The sequence below is a fragment of the Psychrobacter sp. Ps3 genome (genome assembly GCF_022129275.1).
GTDB lineage: Bacteria > Pseudomonadota > Gammaproteobacteria > Pseudomonadales > Moraxellaceae > Psychrobacter > Psychrobacter submarinus.
Window position 1 is genome coordinate 17,965 of sequence record NZ_JADQAL010000029.1, and the last position, 19,431, is coordinate 37,395.

Consider the following 19,431-nt stretch of genomic DNA (forward strand, 5'->3'; position numbering starts at 1 on the left):
CACTTCGTCCTAAAGAAGATGGCAACTAAAGCGTCAATAGCTGTCAAACTGGCAGGCTAATACGCTGTCATGCGGACAACCTTAAGCATAAGGATTACAGCTAGTAGCGCTATCTATTATTATCGCTCTAGCTAACCACAGGCGCGCTGTCAGTTATATCATGGCGCGTTTGTTTAACTATTTATTATCACATTCTCAATTGAAAAAAATAAAGGATACAATCAATGAATTTACATGAGTATCAAGCCAAAGAGCTATTAAAAAGTTACGGCCTACCGATCCAAGAGGGTATCGTTGCTCACAGCGGTGAAGAAGCTGCCGCTGCTTTTGATAAGACTCCAACAGACATCGCTGTTATCAAAGCGCAGGTTCATGCGGGTGGCCGTGGTAAAGCGGGCGGCGTCAAACTTGTCAAAACTCGCGAAGAAGCTAAGCAAGTTGCTGATGAGCTTATCGGTACTAACTTAGTCACTTTTCAGACTGACGCTGATGGCCAACCGGTCAATTTTGTCTTAGTCGCAGAAGATATGTATCCGGTACAGACTGAGCTATATTTAGGCGCAGTTGTCGATCGTTCTACCCGCCGTGTCACCTTTATGGCCTCAACCGAAGGCGGCGTTGACATCGAAGAAGTCGCTAATGAGACGCCAGAAAAAATCTTCAAAGTCACTGTAGATCCATTAGTCGGTCTCATGCCTTATCAAGCGCGTGATGTTGCGTTCCAGTTAGGTCTAGAAGGCAAACAAATCAATCAGTTCGTGAAAATCATGACTGGTGCTTATAATGCCTTTGTGGATAATGACTTTGCTTTACTCGAAGTTAACCCATTAGCGGTACGTGAAAATGGCGAGATCGTCTGTGTCGATGGCAAAATTGGTATCGATTCAAACGCGTTATTCCGTCTGCCAAAAATCGCCGCGCTACAAGACAAAACGCAAGAAAATGAGCGTGAGCTAAAAGCTGCAGAGTTTGACCTTAACTATGTTGCGCTAGAAGGTAACATCGGTTGTATGGTCAACGGTGCCGGCCTTGCTATGGCGACCATGGATATCATTAAGCTATACGGCGGCAAGCCTGCTAACTTCTTGGACGTTGGCGGCGGCGCAACTAAAGATCGCGTCGTTGAAGCGTTCAAAATTATTCTAGAAGATAGCAGTGTCGAGGGCGTACTCATTAACATCTTCGGCGGTATCGTGCGCTGTGACATGATTGCAGAAGCTATCATTGCTGCGGTAAAAGAAGTCGATGTACAAGTACCTGTGGTCGTGCGCTTAGAGGGTAACAATGCTGAGAAAGGTATCGAGCTGCTCGAGCAGTCCGATGTCAAAATCATCTCTGCTCAAGGCTTAGCGGGCGCTGCCCAAAAAATCGTCGATGCTGTTCAAGCCTAACTTATCATCAGTAGGTAAACAGTAGAGTTCATCAGTAATAGTCGCTGCTTGCTTGCCTATAGCGAGTAAGCCGCTATTACTAACAGCTATCAGACAAGCGAATACAAGGATAAAACAATGAGTGTATTAATTGATAAAGATACCAAAGTATTAGTACAAGGCTTCACCGGTAAAAACGGTACTTTCCATTCTGAGCAAGCGATCGAATATGGCACTAAAGTCGTTGGCGGCGTAACCCCAGGTAAAGGCGGACAAACGCATTTAGGTCTGCCAGTCTTTAACACGATGGCAGAAGCAATGGATGAAACACAAGCGGATGCGTCAGTCATTTATGTGCCTGCGCCATTTGTGCTAGATTCTATCGTTGAAGCGGTCGATGCCGGCGTTAAGCTGATTATCGTCATTACCGAAGGCGTACCGACGATCGATATGCTAAAAGCGAAGCGCTATATCGAAGAAGCGGGTGATGTGCGTATGGTCGGTCCGAACTGCCCAGGTGTTATCACGCCAGGCGAGTGCAAAATCGGTATCATGCCAGGTCATATCCATCTGCCAGGTAAAGTCGGTATCATCTCCCGCTCAGGTACGCTAACTTATGAAGCGGTGGCGCAAACCACGAAGCTGGGCTTTGGTCAGTCAACCTGTATCGGTATCGGCGGTGACCCTATCCCAGGCATGAACCAGATCGATGCGCTAAAACTGTTTGAGGCCGATCCACAGACTGAAGCTATTGTACTTATCGGTGAAATCGGTGGTACCGCTGAGGAAGAAGCGGCCGCTTATATTAAAGACAATGTTACTAAGCCAGTCGTCGGCTATATCGCTGGCGTCACAGCTCCAGCGGGTAAGCGCATGGGCCATGCTGGCGCAATCATCTCTGGCGGTCAAGGCACAGCTGAAGAGAAATTTAAGGCCTTTGAAGATGCAGGCATCGCTTACACGCGTGACCCATCAAAAATCGGTGATAAGCTGAAAGAAGTTACTGGCTGGTAAGTCAGGTATTCTTGATAGTAGATAAAGAGTTAAGAACCAACTACTAAAGCTATGTTGAGAAGTAAGAGAGACACCCCTATAATGGGGTGTTTTTTTATGTTTGAAAATTGCTATGAAAAATAAAATATTAGTGACGGGTGGTGCTGGGTATATTGGTACTCATACCTGTATTGCTCTGCACGAGTCAGGATATGAGATTGTCATTTACGACAATTTATCTAATAGCAGCTATGAAGCTATTAATCGCGTTTCTAATCTCATTGGACAGTCTATCGAATTTATCGAAGGTGATATCCGTGATGCTGGGAAACTAAAAGAAATATTTAACTTGCATGAGTTTTTTGGGGTGATTCACTTCGCTGGACTCAAGGCAGTAGGCGAGTCAGTCGCTAAGCCTCTAATGTATTATGACAATAACGTTAGCGGGACCATCACTTTACTTGCAGTAATGGCTGAATTTGGCGTGAAGAACTTAGTCTTTTCTTCCTCAGCTACTGTCTATGGTGATCCCGAGACCTTACCTATCAATGAGACTTCACCGCGTTCTGCGACTAACCCTTATGGCCAAAGCAAGCTCACGGTTGAACATGTCTTAGAAGATTTAGCAGCAGCAGACAAAGAGTGGAGTCTGATTACTCTTAGATACTTCAATCCGGTAGGAGCGCACTTGTCAGGACAGATTGGTGAAGACCCAACCGGTATTCCAAATAACCTGATGCCTTTTATCTCGCAAGTAGCTGTAGGTAGACGAGACAAGCTTAGTATCTTTGGTAATGACTATCCGACTATCGATGGTACTGGGGTGCGTGACTATATTCATGTCACTGATTTGGCACAAGGACATGTCGCTGCACTTGAACATTTGCAGCAGCAGACTCATGCAGCAGGATTTTTGCCTATTAATTTGGGCACAGGCAGAGGTAGCTCAGTTCTGGAGTTGATTAACGCTTTTAGTAAAGTAAATAAAATAGATATCCCTTATCAGTTTGCGGCGCGCCGTGCTGGTGACATTGCAGGCTGTTATGCTAGTGCTGATAAAGCGCAAGAGCTGCTAGGATGGCAAGCTAAGCTTTCCATTACTAATATGTGTGAAGATACTTGGCGCTGGCAAAGCATGAATCCTGACGGCTATAACACAAAATAGACGCGGTTATACTAGAGCAGCTCAGAAAAAATCGTTATATTGCCTTAAAACTAACTAAAAGCACTATTAATCTATGAAAAAAATAACCCATGCCGTTATTCCTGTCGCAGGCTTCGGCACTCGTATGCTACCACTGTCCAAGTCCGTACCTAAAGAGTTATTGCCTTTAGGAAATCGCCCGGCCATTCATTACGTCGTCGAGGAAGCTATCGCCGCCGGCATCAAGCATATCGTCCTTGTCGGTCATGCGCAAAAAAGCGCGATTGAAGACTATTTCGATATCAATGCCGAGCTTGATACGCAATTACGTCATAAAGGCAAAGACGAGCTGGCTGATAGTCTCAACTGGCTACCGGATGATGTCAGCGTGTCGATGATCCGCCAAGGTAGGGCTTTGGGCTTAGGTCATGCAGTATTAGCAGCGCGCCCCATTGTCGGTGACAATGACTTTGCAGTATTACTGCCCGATGTCGTGCTTGATCCCTTTACTGGCGATATGGCTACTGACAACTTAGCCTTTATGTTGGCGGAATTTGCTAAAGATCAGCATTCACAGATACTCGTTGAGCAAGTCGCCGATAGCGACGTCCATAAATATGGCATTGCCAAACTTGTCGATAGCACTACTGAGATCAGTGAGAGTACAGACAGTAATGCTAGCTTTGGGGTAGCGGGATTTGTCGAAAAGCCTGATTTAACCGATGCGCCGTCGCGCCTAGCGGTAGTGGGTCGTTATGTGTTTAGTAATCAAATCTTTGACTATTTGGCCAACACCAAAGCTTCTGTCGGCGGCGAGATTCAGCTAACCGATGCTATCGATGCGCTGATTAGTGAGTCTGGCGTTAATGTCACCACTATGCGCGGTGATAGCTACGATGCTGGTGATATGCAATCTTATATGCAAGCTTTTATTTACTTTGCTGAGCAGCAGCTCGCATCTAAAGGGTAGCTGATGAACGATATGAGTGCCAATAACATTTATAGCAGTGCTCGCGACTCTGAGTGTTGGCAGCAATTGCAAACGTTAGCGAAGCAGAGGTGGTCGATAGCGGAGCTGTTTGCAGAGGATAGCAGTCGAGCGCAGCGCTTTTGCGCGCAGGCAGGTAGCCTGTATATGGATTATAGCAAGCAATGTATCGATGAGTCGGTATTAGCAAGTTTGTTACATTTGACTGAGAGCTGTGAGCTATCAGCGCGTATCAAAGATTTGCTACAAGGCGCTATGGTCAATACTAGCGAAGAGCGTGCGGCACTACATACTGCGCTGCGATTGCCTGAGGGCGCAGAGTTAGTCGTCAATGAGCAGGACGTGGTCAGTGATGTGCATCACAGCTTACAGCAAGTTGAGCGTTTATCGGCGCGGATTCGTAATGGTACTTGGCGCGGGTTTTCGGGTAAAGCCATCACTGATGTGGTCAATATCGGCGTCGGTGGTTCAGACTTAGGCCCACTAATGGCAACGTCTGCGCTAGATGAGTGGGCTGATACAGATATTATCGTGCATTTCGTCTCTAATATGGATGGCTCGCAGCTCGATAACTTGCTAAAACGTTTAGATGCTGAGACGACGCTATTTATCATCTCTTCTAAATCTTTTGGCACCGTTGATACGCTATCTAACGCCCAAACAGCACTGTCTTGGTTATTAGCGACAGCGGCTCTATATTCAGGCTCGCAAAATAGCGTGCTACGCCGTCACTTCATCGGTATCTCTGCCAACAGCGCCAAGATGACGGCATGGGGCATTCATCCTGAGCATCAGCTGCAGCTTTGGGAATGGGTCGGTGGTCGCTTTTCTTTATGGTCAGCGATTGGGCTGGCGATTGCCATTCGTATCGGTATGAGTCAGTTTCGAGAACTGCTCGCTGGCGCTCATAGTATGGATCAGCACTTTGCTAGCGCGGACTTCAAAGACAATCTACCAGTGCTATTAGGCTTGCTTGCGGTTTGGAATAGTACCTTTTTACAGATACACGCGCATACCGTCTTGCCTTACGATGGTCGGCTTGAGTACTTGCCAAGCTACTTGACTCAGCTGGAGATGGAGAGTAACGGTAAGTCAGTGACACATGACGGTACTCATATCGACTATGATACTTGCCCGATTTTATGGGGCGAGATTGGCTCCAATGCCCAGCACGCGTTTTATCAACTGCTACATCAGGGCACTCAGCATGTCTCTTGCGACTTTATCGCTTGCGTGCGTCACTATAGTGATGAGGTGCAAAACAGCTCACTACAGCATCAGCATGAGTTGTCTTTATCTAACTGTTTGGCGCAGAGCCGAGTATTAGCCTTCGGTAACGCTGCTGTCGCTGCTGTCAGTACGACGGTTTGTACTACGGATAAATACAAGCATTATCGCGGCAATCAGCCTTCTACGACCTTGCTGCTCGATGAGCTGACCCCGCACAGTTTAGGCGAGCTGATTGCATTATATGAGCATAAGGTCTACGTGATGGCGAGCATATGGGACGTCAACCCTTTTGATCAGTGGGGGGTTGAGATGGGTAAGCAGATGGCCGAAACTGTCTATCAGGCAATGCAACAAGACAGCACCGCGCTTTTTGATAGCTCTACCAATCAGCTCCTTGCGCATATCAAGCAGTTATTTGAATAACGATGGCAAGACAAAGTATAGAAATGAGAGTCGACTTTGCGGCTGAGAAAACGATAATTAAGGGAATGCTATGAGCTCTGAGTCTGCTGTTAATAATGATCACGCATTGAACGACAAGTCATCTGAGGTCTGCGTGATCATCGGTCATAGTATCGAAGCCATTACTAGCGCGGTGGTGTTAGCGAGCCTAGATCATCAGGTGCACATTTATGCCGATTTAGACTTGTTAGTGCAGCAAGTTGAGCAGTATGGCTTTGAGCGGCATTTACAGGCACTATGGCAGCTATATGGACAGCAGCAGCAAATCGTTCAATGTGCATTACCGGCTAGCGCGGATAAACTTATTCAAAGTTATGAAGGCAAAGTTGGCCAATCGCCAGACGAACAAAAAGCGACGCCCTTATCAGTCAGTTGCTATTGGTTATTTTTGGAGAGTATCAAAAGCGTTTGGACAGATGATAACTGGGTAATAGCTTTTAATCATAGTCAGCAGCAGACGACGCCCGTTATTATGAGTGGTATCGAAAAGCTTGGTCATATCACGAAGTTAGCAGACAGCTTGCAGCGCGCTTGGGTCTATTATGTGCCGTTTGTGTTTTTGCAAGATGGTGAGGCTTACAGCTCAATGCTCAAACCCTCGCTGTGGCTGTTAGGCGAAAAAACGCCTGAGAGTAGTCATCAGCTAACTGTGCTGCAGCCGTTACTACAATATGCTCGCGCTTATCATCATGCTAATATTGCCACTATCGAGTTTGCGCGTAGCAGTATTATGGCGATGCTAGCGACGAGAGTGAGCTTTATGAATGAGCTATCGCGCTTAGCGGACAGTCAACAAGTGGATATCGGTCAAGTCAGCCGTATTATGGGGTTAGACGCACGGGTAGGCAGTAGCTATCTGCAGGCAGGTTGGGGCTTTGGCGGCCATACGCTACCAACTGAGCTTGACAAGCTACAGCAATCATCGCAAGACAATAGCGTCAATATGCCTTTACTGCAGTCAGTACTGCACATCAATGATGACCAAAAAGAGCTGATTTTCCGCAAATTCTGGCAGCATTATGATGGCTTTATAGATAACAAAACCGTGATGATTTGGGGCGGTAGCTATAAGTCAGGCTCAGGGCGTACCACAGGCTCAGCTATCCATCCGCTACTGGCGCTACTATGGTCTTATAACATTAAAACCTTAGTCTATAGTGATAAAGCCAAAAGCTCGCTTGCCAAGGACTATGGGCAGCAGCCACTGCTACAACTGCTTGATAGTCCTTATGAGCAGCTCGCTTACGCGCAGGCGATTTTTATTATTAGCCTATCGCCGCAGCATCAGCTAGACATCGCGCAGCTCAACCAATTCGCTATGCCGATATTTGATGCACAAAATGCTTTATCACGCCCGCAAATAAACGCGCTTGTCGGCGCTTATGCAGGTATTGGGCGTGCGAAATAAGACCACAAAGCTATCCCAATTGTAAATAAAGCATTTGATTGGCGTAGGCTGGGTTTTACTCCAGCCTACAAACTAGAAACACAGATTGTATGACTCTATCTTTTTGCATAAACGTTGCCTAATCCGTTATAGTCAATCAATATTAAAAGTGGTACAAGGCAGACGAGTGCAAGTACTACAGTAGTAGGCTAAACGAGTCTAACGCTGTAACACTTTAATAGTGGTTCGACTATATTAAGCCGGAACCGCTCCTTGCTGAGCTAGCCAGTCCTCAATCTCATTGATTTTGGCTTTCAGTAAGTCTTTATCACCAAGAGTCTCTATATTGAGCCGAATTAAGGGTTCAGTATTGGAAGCCCGCAAATTAAAACGCCAATCGCCAAAGTCAAGACTAAGCCCATCTAGAGTAGATTTGCTGGGTTTTTCATCTGCAAATCTACTTTCTATATTCTCAATAATCGCCTGCGCATCCTGCGTGGTTAAGCGAAAATTCAGCTCGCCTGAGCTTGGATAAGCGCTGATGTAGCCGTTGACGAGTTCTGATAAGCTTTTACCCGTAATTGATAACAGCTCAATGGTCAACAGCCACGGAATCATACCGCTATCGCAATAAAAGAAATCGCGAAAATAATGGTGCGCCGACATCTCGCCGCCATAAACCGCTCCGGACTCACGCATGACTTGCTTGATAAAAGAGTGCCCTGACTTACTGATCACTGCCTTGCCACCGAGATCGTCAATCACCGCTTCGGTGTTATAAATAACGCGAGGATCATAAACGATGGACTCATTTGGGTACTTATTAAGAAAGGCCTGCGCGAGCATACCGACCACATAACTACCGTCGACAAACTCGCCGGTCTCATCGAATAAGAAGCAACGATCAAAATCACCGTCAAAGGCAATGCCTACATTAGCCTTATTGTCTAATACCGCTTGGCGAGTGGACTCTCTGTTGGCTAAGATCATTGGATTAGGAATACCATTAGGGAAGCTGCCGTCAGGCTTGTGGTGCAGTTTGATGATCTCAATAGGCGCGTCAGCTTGCACGAGTTTATCAATCAGTAAATCAACGACGGGACCGGCGCTACCATTACCTGAATTAATCACTATTTTTAACGGCTTGAGCTTGTCGATATCGATAAAGCCAATCACGTGATCGATGTAAGCGCTTTTATCCGTTAGTATTGCCAATTCGCCTTTTTGCTTGATCGCAGCAAAGTCACCCGACTCAGCCAAGGCTTGAATCTCAGCTAAACCATCGTCCGCACTTATGGGTTTTGAGTGCTCCTTAACCAACTTTAGACCATTGTAGTTAATTGGATTATGACTCGCGGTGACTTCGATACCGCCTAACGCTTGGTAATGGCTAGTAGCAAAATACACCTCTTCGGTGCCGGTCATTCCTAAATCGATAATATCAACACCGGCATCCAATATACCGGCGATAGTCGCTTGTTTTAGGGCTTCGCTGGAGTCGCGGATGTCGCAGCCTATGACCACTGCTTTTTTTAACGTTTCTAACTCAGCGTCATCATCAATACGCTGCGATAAAATTTGCGCGAAGGCGCGACCAATGCGGTAGGCTATGTCTTCATCGAGAGTCACGCCAAGCTCGCCGCGAATATCGTAGGCTTTAAACGAGCCGATAGTGATAGGATCGAAGGTAGTCGTAGGCTGGTAGCTGGTAGTATTGACAGTAGACATAAAACAGATATTCCTAGGCTTAAAAGTGAAAAGCATTGTTATTCTTCAATAAGCATTCAATGGTACACTAACTTGTAAGCGGCTTTAAGTAATTAGTGTTAAACGATAAAAATAAGAGTGACTATGGTTATAACTATCGATGATAATAATTCACAAGTTAATGAATATCAGACTAAAACCTTACCACCGCAGCCGGTAAAAGACACACCCACTGCCACCGGTGAATTAAACGATTTACTGGCTTTAATGGCACGGCTGCGGCGCGATTGTCCTTGGGATAAAAAGCAAACCAATCACAGCCTGATCCCTTATGCGATAGAGGAAGCGTACGAGCTTGGCGCGGCGGTGCAGACTGATGACGATGAGGATATCAAAGGCGAGCTTGGCGATGTGTTATTGCAAGTGATTTTTCACTGTCAGCTTTATGCGGAGCAAGGGCGTTTTGATATGAGTGACGTGATTACCACTTTGCAACAGAAGTTAATTCGTCGTCATCCGCATGTGTTTGAAGCGGAGAGTCTTAAAGACGAGGCTGCGGTAAAAGCGCGCTGGGATGAGATAAAGGCGGAGGAGCGGCAAGTCGACGAAGCGCGGGGCAAACCGCGTCGGCGTTTGGATGCGACGAAGGCAGGTAGTGCGCTGATGCAAGCGCAGTCAGTACAAAGCCAAGCGTCAAAGTTAGGCTTTGATTGGGAAGGAGTGGCAGGCGCGTTTGAAAAGCTAGAAGAAGAGATCGATGAATTAAAAACTGAAATTACCGGCAAGTCCAAGGCTGAGATAAAAGCCAATAGTAGTGATATTGAAAAAGAGCTTGGTGATTGTGTCTTTGCCTTAGTCAATGTTGCGCGTAAGCTCAATCTTGATGCAGAAGCGGCGACTTTAACTTGCGTTCATAAATTTAAGTCGCGCTTTGGTTATATCGAAGATCAGCTGCAAGCTTGTGGTAAAAGCTTGGAAGAGAGCGATATCGATGAGATGGATGCACTTTGGGAGTCCGCCAAACAACATGAACGCGCTTTATAAGCTTATCAACTATCGAGGTGTGCAAAACCATAATAAACGCTCACGCCTTGGGTCAAGTGCTATTTTGTCTGTTTTAATCCTATGCTTTATGATAATTAAGGTGCAAGCAGCGGTTTGTTATGCAGATCCAAAGCAGGCTTATGAGTATCTATTAGCGCAAGAGAATTATGAAACGCAAGCGCGTGAGCAGGCCGTAGTCGATATCAATAGTGCTAGCGAGGGTGAGCTGGTAACGCTTGACGGTATTGGTAGCAGTAAAGCGCAAGAGATTATTCTGTATCGTGAGATGTTTGGCCCGTTTACAAGCGTTGATGAGCTAGAGAAAGTAAAAGGTATCGGCGCTAAAACCATAGCAAACAACCGAGCGCGCATGCGGGTGCAGCATTAGGCGTTAAATCATTTTTTAATTCGGCAGTTCAGTCAAAAGCGCTACGCCTTGAGTACTTGCCAAAATCTCTGCCAAAAACTAGCTATATTAATAAAGTAGCTCTGTTATTTGCTATCGGTTATAAGTTTTTTAGCAAATCGGCTGTAAGTAAATGTCATAATACAACAATCAAGCCTAAAATTTGTTAAACTAACCGATGTGTTTGCCTGATAAACGCTGTGTTTATCGGGAACGACAGAATACCGGCGAGGAGTAGATGCATGGCCGAGCGTGCCGCCAAGCAGTTAGAACTGAATAAATCTGAATTACCCAATTCCATTACCGAAGTTATTGCCACTTTATCGCGAGCTGGGTTTGATGCCTATATCGTCGGCGGCGGAGTGCGCGATACTTTATTAGGGCTTGCGCCCAAAGATTTTGATGCGGTTACCGATGCCAAGCCATACGAGATAAAAGATGTCTTTGGTAAGCGCTGCCGCATTATCGGTCGCCGCTTTCAGCTAGCGCATGTTTATTCGGGCCGTGAGCTCATTGAGGTGGCCACTTTTCGTGGCCCGCCCAATAATAAAGCAAGCACCAATCAAGACGGTATGATTTTGCGTGACAATGTTTGGGGCGATATCAAACAAGACTTTGCCCGTCGCGATTTTTCAATGAATGCGCTGTATTATCAACCGCTAAAAGGCGTAGTCCATGATTTTTGCGGCGCGCTTGAAGATATTGACAATAAAATCATTCGCTTGTTAGGTCACGCGCCTATTCGCATCGAAGAAGATCCTGTGCGCTTGCTACGGGCGCTACGTTTTAAGGCCAAATTAGGCTTTGAGTTTGACAAAGAGCTCTCCGAGCAGTTCCACGAAAGTAATTGGGCACTGCTTGAGCAAATCTCGCCGCACCGTCTCTATGACGAGACGCAAAAGATGTTTACTGGCGGCTATCTAGTACCGCTATTGCCGCTTTTATTCGAATATGGTGCTATCGATAACCTGTTTATCTATCCGCCTGCAGAGCCAAGTCCATTAGTACAACAAGTCGCTATCAACACTGATAAGCGTATTGCTGCTGGTAAGAGTATCAACCCTGCCTTCTTCTACGCCGCTTTATTGTGGGAGAATTACCTGCATCAGCTAGAAAAAGCCAAAAACCGTAATATGCCTTTTGGCGATGCGCAGCTACATGCCGCAGGTAAAGTGATCGATCGTCAGCGCATCAAGACTGCCATTCCGAAGTTCGCTGAACAATTTATCCGTGATATTTGGATTTTGCAGCCGAAGCTGGCGGCGCCGCGTAACAAGCAGATTGAACAATTGGCTGAGCATCCGCGCTTTCGTGCCGGTTTTGACTTTTTATTACTACGTGAGCAGTGCGGCGATAGCGAGCATCCGTTATCCGAGTCTACCAATGGCATGGGTGAGTGGTGGCAGACTTATCAAACCTTGTCCGAGAGAGACAAGCAGCAAGCCATCGCTGATTTTGATGAAAATATCCGCCGCGGCGCTTACAAAAAAGGTCAACGTGGACGCGGGCGTAATCGTCAAAAGCAAAACGATACTACCCAAGCGACTGCTCACAGCAATCCCGACCAAGTCAAAGTCAGTCGAAGTCATAATAATCAATCGGCAAATGATACTGCCAATGTACCTTCGCGTCGTCGCCGCCGCAATAGTGATAAAACGGGCACTCAGAATAAGGCTCAGCAAGGCGCTAGCCCTGAGCAGCTGCAACAAGATAGTCAAGAGCTTGAACAATTGCAGCAATTGTCATTAGCCGCGACTAAAAAGTCGCATAAAAAGCCTGCCGCGCAAAAGCCGTTGTTTGTGATTGAACATGAAAGAGTCGTGCCACCGCTAAACAAACAGTTGGCTGGCGAAAATAGTAGCGATAATGCTGATAAAGATAGAGTCAATCATAACAGCACGAATAGCAATGCTAACGCTAGCAAGACGGTGAAATCTAGCGGCCGTAAAGTCTCTGCCAAAAATAAAGCCACTGCAGACAATCAAGAAAGCGCTCAATCAGCAGCTGACAAGGCACCAGCTCAGCCGTCAAAATCTAAGCAATCAGAAGCTAAGCAGTTAGAAGCTTCAGCCACTATGTCAGTACCGCAAACGCCAAAGTCGGTAGCGAGTGCTAAAAGTAGCGAGCCTGTCCCTAGCAAGCGTCGCCGTAAGCCGTTAAATTTATCTGAACCTGCAGCAAATAACAGTACAGATAAAGCGCTGCAAGACGGCAAAGCTTCTAAGAGCGGCAATGCTGCTAAAAAAGACACTGCTGCCAAAGCCGAGAAGAAAGCCCCAGCTACTAAATCCGCTACTCCAGCCGCCGCTAAGTCTAGTCATCCTAAAGCTAATACTACGCCAGCGACAGCAGCAACTCATAAAGGCGCGGTACCAGCCAAACGCCGACGCCGTCAGCCTAGCACTAAAAATAGTAGCAAAAACAGTACCGATAATGCTTGATAGTGATAAGCTGAGTGAAGGGGCGTATGAGTAACCATTGGATCACTTGTTATTTGGGCTTAGGCAGTAACTTAGCTAATAAGCTTGGCTCGCCTATCGAGCATTTACAGCAAGCGCTGATCAGCTTAGAGCAGCATCAAGACATACGTGAGCTGCGAGTGTCTTCTTACTATGCGTCAGCGCCAATGGGCCCGCAAGATCAGCCCGACTTTATTAATGCTGTGGTGGAAATAAAGACAACTTTAGCGCCTCTAGCGCTGCTTGCTTTGTGTCAGCAGCTAGAAAAGCAAGCACAGCGCGAGCGTGTGCGCCGTTGGGGCGAGCGTAGTTTGGACGTTGATATTTTGCTTTATGGTCAGCAGCAAATCGATGAGCCGGCGTTGATAGTGCCGCATGCAGGGCTGCATGAGCGCAACTTTATGTTAGTGCCGCTACGCGAGCTAGCGCCTGAGCTTATGATTAAGGGCCAGCCACTCTCAGCTCATCCATTGAGTGCAGACTGGAGCGGCCTTAAGCTTATTGAATAAGTGCAAAAAGCTACGCTAAAAGTCACCGCTCGCTCCTATCTTTATTAGCTATTCAAAATACTTTTATTTAAGTCATTGAGGGTCATATGACGACTTTATCTACGCTAAAAAAGTTCAAAAAAGACGGTACTAAGTTCACTTGCCTGACTTGCTATGACGCCATGTTTGCGCGGATGATGGAGAAGGCTGAGATTGATACTATCTTGGTTGGTGATAGTTTAGGTATGGTGGTGCAAGGTCATGAGTCGACTTTGCCAGTTACTGTAAACGATATGGCATACCATACCGCGAATATCGCCCGTAGTAATAAACAAGCGCTGATCTTAGCGGACCTGCCTTTTATGAGCTATGCGCTTGAAGCTGAGGCTATCGCTAATAGCCGTCAGCTGATGCAGGCAGGCGCGCATGTCATCAAGATAGAAGGCGGACGTGAGCTGAGTCGTTTGGTCGCGACTTTAGCGCAAGCCGGTACGCCAACTTGTGTACATTTAGGCTTAACGCCGCAGTCGGTCAATGTCTTTGGCGGTTACAAGATTCAGGGTCGCAGCGATGAAGCGGCAGACAAATTATTAGCGGACGCCAAAGCAGTGGTAGAAGCGGGCGCGGCGCTATTGGTACTAGAGTGCGTACCTGCAGAGCTTGCTAAGACAGTGACTGAGGCAGTCGCGGTACCCGTCATCGGCATTGGCGCTGGCGCAGATACCGACGGTCAAGTGTTAGTGATGCATGACATGCTGGGCATGGTGCATGGGCGCGCGCCAAGATTTATTCATGATTTCTTAACTGATGAGCGCAACACGGAACGTAGCATCGAAGGCGCGTTTGCGCTGTACCAGCAGTCGGTACGTGAAGGCAGCTTTCCGCAGGCGCAGCATCAGTTTGATTAATATTATCCGATACCAAAAGAAGACCCTGTGATGCCTATCATTTATCATCATATTGCAAGCTTGCAAGACACCTTAAATCCTCTGCGTAGTCAGCAGCGTATTGCCTTAGTACCGACGATGGGTAATTTGCATGCTGGACACTTACAACTGGTCAAAATGGCTAAACAACACGCTGATATCGTGGTGGTCAGTATCTTTGTCAACCCAACTCAGTTTGGCATTGGTGAGGATTTTGATAGCTATCCGCGCACTCTTGAAGCTGATGTGGCCAAGCTTGCAAGCGTAGACGCCGATTATGTGTTTGCGCCTAGTATTGATGAGATGTATCCGCAATTGCCACCGCCTACCAAGGTTACGGCAGGTAATATAGCCATGCAGTTGTGCGGTGAATCACGGCCGACGCATTTTGATGGCGTAGGTATTGTCGTCGCAAAACTGTTTAATATTGTGCAGCCTGATGTGGCATTTTTTGGTCAAAAGGACTATCAGCAACTAGCGATTATTAAGCAGTTAGTCAGAGATTTGAGTTATCAGATAAAGATTATCGGCGCGCCTATCGTACGAGCACAAGACGGCTTAGCGTTATCTTCGCGCAACCAATATTTAACTGCTGCTGAGCGACAAACCGCACCTGTGTTACATGACGTCCTAGAAGATTTGGCTGAGCAATTAGCGCAAAAAATAGCAGCAGATAGTTTTGATGAGTCCGTACTGCAATCATTATTAACAAAGGCGGCTCAGCGCATCACACAAGCTGGGTTTGAGATAGACTATCTACAAGTAAAAACGACTGATCTACAAGCTATCGATTTTGAAGCGTTTAAGCTCAAAGAAAATCAGCAAGACTTGATTATTCTAGTTGCAGCCACCTTAGGGCAGGCAAGGCTACTGGATAATCAATTGGTACTACTAAACCGCCCATTGGTCAAATAGTCATATTATCGTCAAATAAATAGCGTAGGATAGAGACAGTGAGCTCAGTCGTTTAGAGCGCAGTAACGGTATTTATTAATCAGCTTATGGATTAAGGTAATAGCATGGAAGTGGACAAGCTCGGCGCAAATGCTCAAACGCCATCATCTAACAGCGATAAGCTCAGCGTGCTTATTATCTCTGGGCGCTCAGGCTCAGGCAAGACCTCAGTGCTCAATGCTTTGGAAGATTTGGGCTATTACTCTATTGATAACTTACCGTTATCTTTAGTGCCTGAAGCGGCGCATAAGCTTGTCAACGAAAGTAACATCAAGCGGGTGGCACTGGGTGTCGATATTCGCTCACCGCGAGCTGACTTGTCGAACTTTGCAGCGATCCAGCAGCAGCTACATAATCGCTATGGCGAGGCAAAAGTACAAGTAATCTACGTCACCGCGCAAGAAGATATCTTGGTTGCCCGCTTCAACGCCACGCGCCGTGTACATCCGCTAATGTCGCAAGATGCTGATGGAATCAAAAATACTAGATATAACTTACCCGCCGCGATACAAAAGGAAGTTGAATTATTACAGCCCATCGCTAGCCGCGCCGATATCACTATCGATACTAGCAAGCTTAATATCCATCAGCTCAAAGAGCGCCTGCGTGATCAAGTTGGGGCAGAAAACAAAGTCGTCATTAATTTACTATCGTTCGGCTTTAAATACGGCACGCCTATCGACGCTGACTTCGTCTTTGACGTTAGAATCTTGCCTAACCCGCACTGGAATGCCGATCTACGTAGCGCGACTGGCTTAGATAGTGAGGTTGCCACGTTTTTTGCGGATTATCCAGAGGTCAGTGAAATGAGCGAGGATATTGCTCACTTTCTTACGCGCTGGCTGCCCAATTTTTTACATAATAATCGCCATACCGTAACCGTCGCTATTGGCTGCACAGGCGGCAAGCATCGCTCGGTTTTTATCACTGAAAAGCTACAGCGTCATTTGACCCAGCATCTACCAAAAGAGCTAACCGTAGTCGCTAAGCACCGTGAAAAAAATCGCTGGTAGTCGCTTATTTTAGTCGCTACTTTATATCGTTTATCCTTACTATTTTTAGAGAGTTGTTATGATTGATTGGTCAGAACAAGACATGCGCGTTTCGCGTACCGAACTCAAAAAATCTCACGAGCGGCTACAAGCGTTATCGATACCCTTAGCCAATTTATCCAAAAAGCAATTAAAAGCCTTGCCAGCCAGTGATTATTTTATGGCGGAATTGATGGCTTTAGCTGATATTACTAGTGCTAATGCGCGTAACCGTCAGACTAAGCGGGTCGGTAAACTCATCAGCGAAGAGAACCGTCACGAGCTTGTCAAAGCGCTGTTTGAGGCGTTTTTTCCGAATGAGCAAGTCGCTAAGATAGAAAGCTGGCGCGGCAGGCTCAATATCAATGATGAGAGCACGCTTAAGCAATTCATTAAGCAATACACGGCCTCTGAGCGTAACAGCCTGTACCAGCTATTATTGTGGATTGAGTACGCCAAACATATGCAAGACGATGAGCTGATGGAAGAGTCTGAGCAAGATCTAGCCAGTTATATTCGCGAGGTTGCTATTTTGTCGCAGCTCAAATAATACTGCTCAAACAAAAATAGGTTGTAGCAATAAAAAGGTCAGCTTAGCGCTGGCTTTTTTTGCATTAGTGTTTTGGTAAAGAAATGCTCAAGTAAGATAAATATTTAGGTAGGATAGATATTATAGATGTCCAATAAAGCAGATAATGGCTTGATAAGGTTGTTGTTTTTCATCTTGTAATCTAGTCGGCAGCTCCCCATAAATAATAGTAATTCAAACCCTTCGAGAGTTTTAGTGGTTATGGTTAAAGTTCTAAAATCGAATACTGACAGCGATACTAGTAGTGAAGTCAAAAGTGCTACTAGTAAAGGGGCTAGTGCGAATGACAGTATGAGTGCAAACGATAATATGGGTGCAGACAACAGTAAAAATACTGTTGAAGTAGAGAGTAAAGACGATAGAAAAGCTCGTTTAAAGCACCTAATCAAGCGCTTACCTAACTTGCCAGGCGTCTATAAAATGCTGGGTAAAAATGGTGATATTCTCTACGTGGGTAAGGCCAAATCATTAAAAAGCCGCGTTAATAGCTACTTTGCTAAGACTATCGACCATCCAAAAACTCGGGCTTTAGTTGCGCGTATTCATAATATCGAAACCATCATTACTCGTAGTGAGACCGAAGCGCTGCTACTCGAACAAAACCTCATTAAAGAATACCGTTCCCCTTATAACGTGCTGCTGCGCGATGATAAGTCTTATCTGTATGTGTTTATCTCTGCTGATAAACCCTATCCGCGTTTGGCTTATGGCCGCGGCAAAGGCAACCATCAAAAAGGCCGTTTTTTTGGGCCTTTTCCTTCAGCGCATGCAGCAAAAGAGACGCTAGTGCTAATGCAAAAGATGTTTCAAATGCGTCAATGCACTAATACCTTTTTTAAGCAGCGTAAGCGTCCTTGCTTGGAGTATCAAATCAAGCGCTGCCGTGCGCCTTGTGTGGGACTGGTGTCGCCAGAAGAGTATCTCGAGGATGTCAATAATACGATTCGTTTCTTAAAAGGCGACTCTAGCGATATCCATAGTGCTTTGATCGAAAAAATGGAAGGCGCTGCCGAAGCGTTGGACTTCGAAAAAGCGGTGTTTTATCGCGACCAGCTATCGATGCTGCGCGAAGTGCAAGCGCGGCAAGCGGTCTATACCGTGCAAGGTGAGGCCGATGTTATCGCCATCTCTAGCCAAGCTGGCATGACAACAGTGAATGTGCTGACGGTCCGCGGCGGGCGCGTGCTCGGTGGCAAGAACTACTTCCCTGATGTCGATAGCAGCGAGCCTATCGCTGATAATTTATCCGCTTTTATTACCTCGTTTTATTTTCAGGTGACTGACGACTTACCAAGCGAGATTATCTTAAGCCACAAACTACCCGATCAACAAGCCATCAGCGAGGCGCTAACGACTCATTTCGGTAGTAAAGTCACCATCAAGACTAACGTGCGCGAACACCGCGCTGAATGGTTAGATTTGGCCACTCTTAATGCTAGCAATGCGCTAAAGACTAAGCTTGGTGATTATCTTGAGCTGCATGCGCGCTTCAATGCTCTAAAAGATGTGCTCGCTGATGTCACCGATAGAGCCATCGATCGCATTGAGTGTTTCGATATCTCGCACACTATGGGCGAGGCGACTATCGGTAGCTGCGTGGTCTTCGATCAGGGCGGGGCGCGCCGGCGCGACTATCGTCAATATGCTATTCACGATATTGTCGGCGGCGATGACTATGCGGCGATGCAGCAAGTATTGACCCGCCGTTATAAAAAGCAGCCGTTGCCGGATTTACTACTGATTGACGGCGGTAAAGGGCAGATGAGTATCGCTAAAGAAGTGCTGACAGAACTTGGAATCTTAGGGGATACTTTGCTCATTGGCGTAGCCAAAGGCGAGGGACGTAAAGCAGGGCTCGAGGTGCTACATTTCTTAGACCATGAGCCGCTTGATCTACCTATGGACAGTAAAGCGCTGCATCTACTGATGCATATTCGTGATGAGGCGCACCGTTTTGCCATTACCGCGCACCGTAAAAAGCGCGATAAGCGCCGCTCTTCTTCAGTGTTAGAAGTGATACCTGGACTGGGCGAAAAGCGTCGCCGTGATCTGCTCAATCACTTTGGCGGTATGCAGCAACTACTGGGTGCATCGCAGCAGGAGCTGGCAGGCGTCAACGGCATTGGACCTGTACTTGCCAAGACGATTTATAAGGTGTTGCATGAGTAGAGTTTGCAACCACTCGCTATTTTATAGCTATATTAGGGCGTGTTGAACATTCGACCATGGCACTGACAGAGACTATTTTTTAGG

At 46.5% G+C, this 19,431-nt stretch carries 16 protein-coding genes; 15 read left to right on the plus strand and 1 reads right to left on the minus strand.

What is annotated here, in order from left to right:
• The first annotated feature begins 224 nt into the window (after positions 1-224).
• From sucC to I3248_RS09315, 6 genes are all read left to right on the plus strand, one after another.
• A complete protein-coding gene (gene sucC / locus I3248_RS09290) occupies positions 225-1,391 on the plus strand; it encodes an ADP-forming succinate--CoA ligase subunit beta (RefSeq protein WP_238063402.1) in 1,167 nt (388 codons plus the stop codon).
• 117 nt (positions 1,392-1,508) lie between these two features.
• A complete protein-coding gene (gene sucD, locus I3248_RS09295; protein ID WP_025646140.1) occupies positions 1,509-2,384 on the plus strand; it encodes a succinate--CoA ligase subunit alpha in 876 nt (291 codons plus the stop codon).
• Between the two features lie 112 nt (positions 2,385-2,496).
• The gene (galE, locus tag I3248_RS09300) at positions 2,497-3,528 is read left to right on the plus strand and encodes a UDP-glucose 4-epimerase GalE (RefSeq protein ID WP_238063403.1); all 1,032 of its coding nucleotides are present in this window, start codon (positions 2,497-2,499) and stop codon (positions 3,526-3,528) included.
• 73 nt (positions 3,529-3,601) lie between these two features.
• Complete coding sequence (locus tag I3248_RS09305; RefSeq protein WP_238063404.1) at positions 3,602-4,477, plus strand: UTP--glucose-1-phosphate uridylyltransferase; 876 nt, start codon at positions 3,602-3,604, stop codon at positions 4,475-4,477.
• A 3-nt stretch (positions 4,478-4,480) separates the two neighbouring features.
• Positions 4,481-6,148, plus strand: coding sequence for a glucose-6-phosphate isomerase (gene pgi / locus I3248_RS09310; protein ID WP_238063405.1), 1,668 nt, complete (start codon positions 4,481-4,483; stop codon positions 6,146-6,148).
• Positions 6,149-6,218: 70 nt separating this feature from the next.
• On the plus strand, positions 6,219-7,595 hold the full coding sequence (locus I3248_RS09315; protein WP_238063406.1) for a UDP-glucose/GDP-mannose dehydrogenase family protein: 1,377 nt from the start codon (positions 6,219-6,221) through the stop codon (positions 7,593-7,595).
• A gap of 234 nt (positions 7,596-7,829) precedes the next feature.
• Here I3248_RS09315 and I3248_RS09320 read toward each other — a convergent pair whose 3' ends face one another.
• The gene (locus I3248_RS09320; RefSeq protein WP_238063407.1) at positions 7,830-9,302 is read right to left on the minus strand and encodes a phosphomannomutase CpsG; all 1,473 of its coding nucleotides are present in this window, start codon (positions 9,300-9,302) and stop codon (positions 7,830-7,832) included.
• 246 nt (positions 9,303-9,548) lie between these two features.
• Between I3248_RS09320 and mazG the strand changes: the two genes are divergently transcribed.
• The 9 genes from mazG to uvrC all read left to right on the plus strand — a co-directional run bounded on the left by mazG (position 9,549) and on the right by uvrC (position 19,347).
• Entirely contained in the window at positions 9,549-10,325 is a 777-nt protein-coding gene (gene mazG, locus I3248_RS09325) for a nucleoside triphosphate pyrophosphohydrolase (protein ID WP_238063414.1), read from the plus strand.
• A gap of 100 nt (positions 10,326-10,425) precedes the next feature.
• Positions 10,426-10,713 carry a ComEA family DNA-binding protein gene (locus I3248_RS09330; protein ID WP_238063408.1) on the plus strand — a complete coding sequence of 96 codons (288 nt, stop codon included), beginning with the start codon at positions 10,426-10,428 and terminating at the stop codon, positions 10,711-10,713.
• A 260-nt stretch (positions 10,714-10,973) separates the two neighbouring features.
• A complete protein-coding gene (gene pcnB, locus I3248_RS09335) occupies positions 10,974-13,172 on the plus strand; it encodes a polynucleotide adenylyltransferase PcnB (RefSeq protein WP_238063409.1) in 2,199 nt (732 codons plus the stop codon).
• Between the two features lie 26 nt (positions 13,173-13,198).
• The gene (gene folK, locus I3248_RS09340; protein WP_238063410.1) at positions 13,199-13,699 is read left to right on the plus strand and encodes a 2-amino-4-hydroxy-6-hydroxymethyldihydropteridine diphosphokinase; all 501 of its coding nucleotides are present in this window, start codon (positions 13,199-13,201) and stop codon (positions 13,697-13,699) included.
• Between the two features lie 86 nt (positions 13,700-13,785).
• Positions 13,786-14,586: a 3-methyl-2-oxobutanoate hydroxymethyltransferase gene (gene panB / locus I3248_RS09345; RefSeq protein WP_025646128.1), complete on the plus strand. Its 801-nt coding sequence runs from the start codon at positions 13,786-13,788 to the stop codon at positions 14,584-14,586.
• A 30-nt stretch (positions 14,587-14,616) separates the two neighbouring features.
• The gene (panC, locus tag I3248_RS09350) at positions 14,617-15,519 is read left to right on the plus strand and encodes a pantoate--beta-alanine ligase (RefSeq protein ID WP_238063411.1); all 903 of its coding nucleotides are present in this window, start codon (positions 14,617-14,619) and stop codon (positions 15,517-15,519) included.
• Between the two features lie 104 nt (positions 15,520-15,623).
• A complete protein-coding gene (rapZ, locus tag I3248_RS09355; RefSeq protein ID WP_238063412.1) occupies positions 15,624-16,571 on the plus strand; it encodes an RNase adapter RapZ in 948 nt (315 codons plus the stop codon).
• Between the two features lie 58 nt (positions 16,572-16,629).
• Positions 16,630-17,139, plus strand: coding sequence for a ribosome biogenesis factor YjgA (gene yjgA, locus I3248_RS09360; protein ID WP_238063413.1), 510 nt, complete (start codon positions 16,630-16,632; stop codon positions 17,137-17,139).
• Between the two features lie 348 nt (positions 17,140-17,487).
• Positions 17,488-19,347, plus strand: coding sequence for an excinuclease ABC subunit UvrC (gene uvrC / locus I3248_RS09365; RefSeq protein ID WP_037059316.1), 1,860 nt, complete (start codon positions 17,488-17,490; stop codon positions 19,345-19,347).
• Positions 19,348-19,431 lie beyond the last annotated feature (84 nt).

Coding starts and splice junctions, on each gene's coding strand:
- sucC (WP_238063402.1), top strand. CDS start 225: ATGAATTTACATGAGTATCAAGCCAAAGAGCTATTAAAAAGTTACGGC.
- sucD (WP_025646140.1), top strand. CDS start 1,509: ATGAGTGTATTAATTGATAAAGATACCAAAGTATTAGTACAAGGCTTC.
- galE (WP_238063403.1), top strand. CDS start 2,497: ATGAAAAATAAAATATTAGTGACGGGTGGTGCTGGGTATATTGGTACT.
- I3248_RS09305 (WP_238063404.1), top strand. CDS start 3,602: ATGAAAAAAATAACCCATGCCGTTATTCCTGTCGCAGGCTTCGGCACT.
- pgi (WP_238063405.1), top strand. CDS start 4,481: ATGAACGATATGAGTGCCAATAACATTTATAGCAGTGCTCGCGACTCT.
- I3248_RS09315 (WP_238063406.1), top strand. CDS start 6,219: ATGAGCTCTGAGTCTGCTGTTAATAATGATCACGCATTGAACGACAAG.
- I3248_RS09320 (WP_238063407.1), bottom strand. CDS start 9,302: ATGTCTACTGTCAATACTACCAGCTACCAGCCTACGACTACCTTCGAT.
- mazG (WP_238063414.1), top strand. CDS start 9,549: ATGGCACGGCTGCGGCGCGATTGTCCTTGGGATAAAAAGCAAACCAAT.
- pcnB (WP_238063409.1), top strand. CDS start 10,974: ATGGCCGAGCGTGCCGCCAAGCAGTTAGAACTGAATAAATCTGAATTA.
- folK (WP_238063410.1), top strand. CDS start 13,199: ATGAGTAACCATTGGATCACTTGTTATTTGGGCTTAGGCAGTAACTTA.
- panB (WP_025646128.1), top strand. CDS start 13,786: ATGACGACTTTATCTACGCTAAAAAAGTTCAAAAAAGACGGTACTAAG.
- panC (WP_238063411.1), top strand. CDS start 14,617: ATGCCTATCATTTATCATCATATTGCAAGCTTGCAAGACACCTTAAAT.
- rapZ (WP_238063412.1), top strand. CDS start 15,624: ATGGAAGTGGACAAGCTCGGCGCAAATGCTCAAACGCCATCATCTAAC.
- yjgA (WP_238063413.1), top strand. CDS start 16,630: ATGATTGATTGGTCAGAACAAGACATGCGCGTTTCGCGTACCGAACTC.
- uvrC (WP_037059316.1), top strand. CDS start 17,488: ATGGGTGCAGACAACAGTAAAAATACTGTTGAAGTAGAGAGTAAAGAC.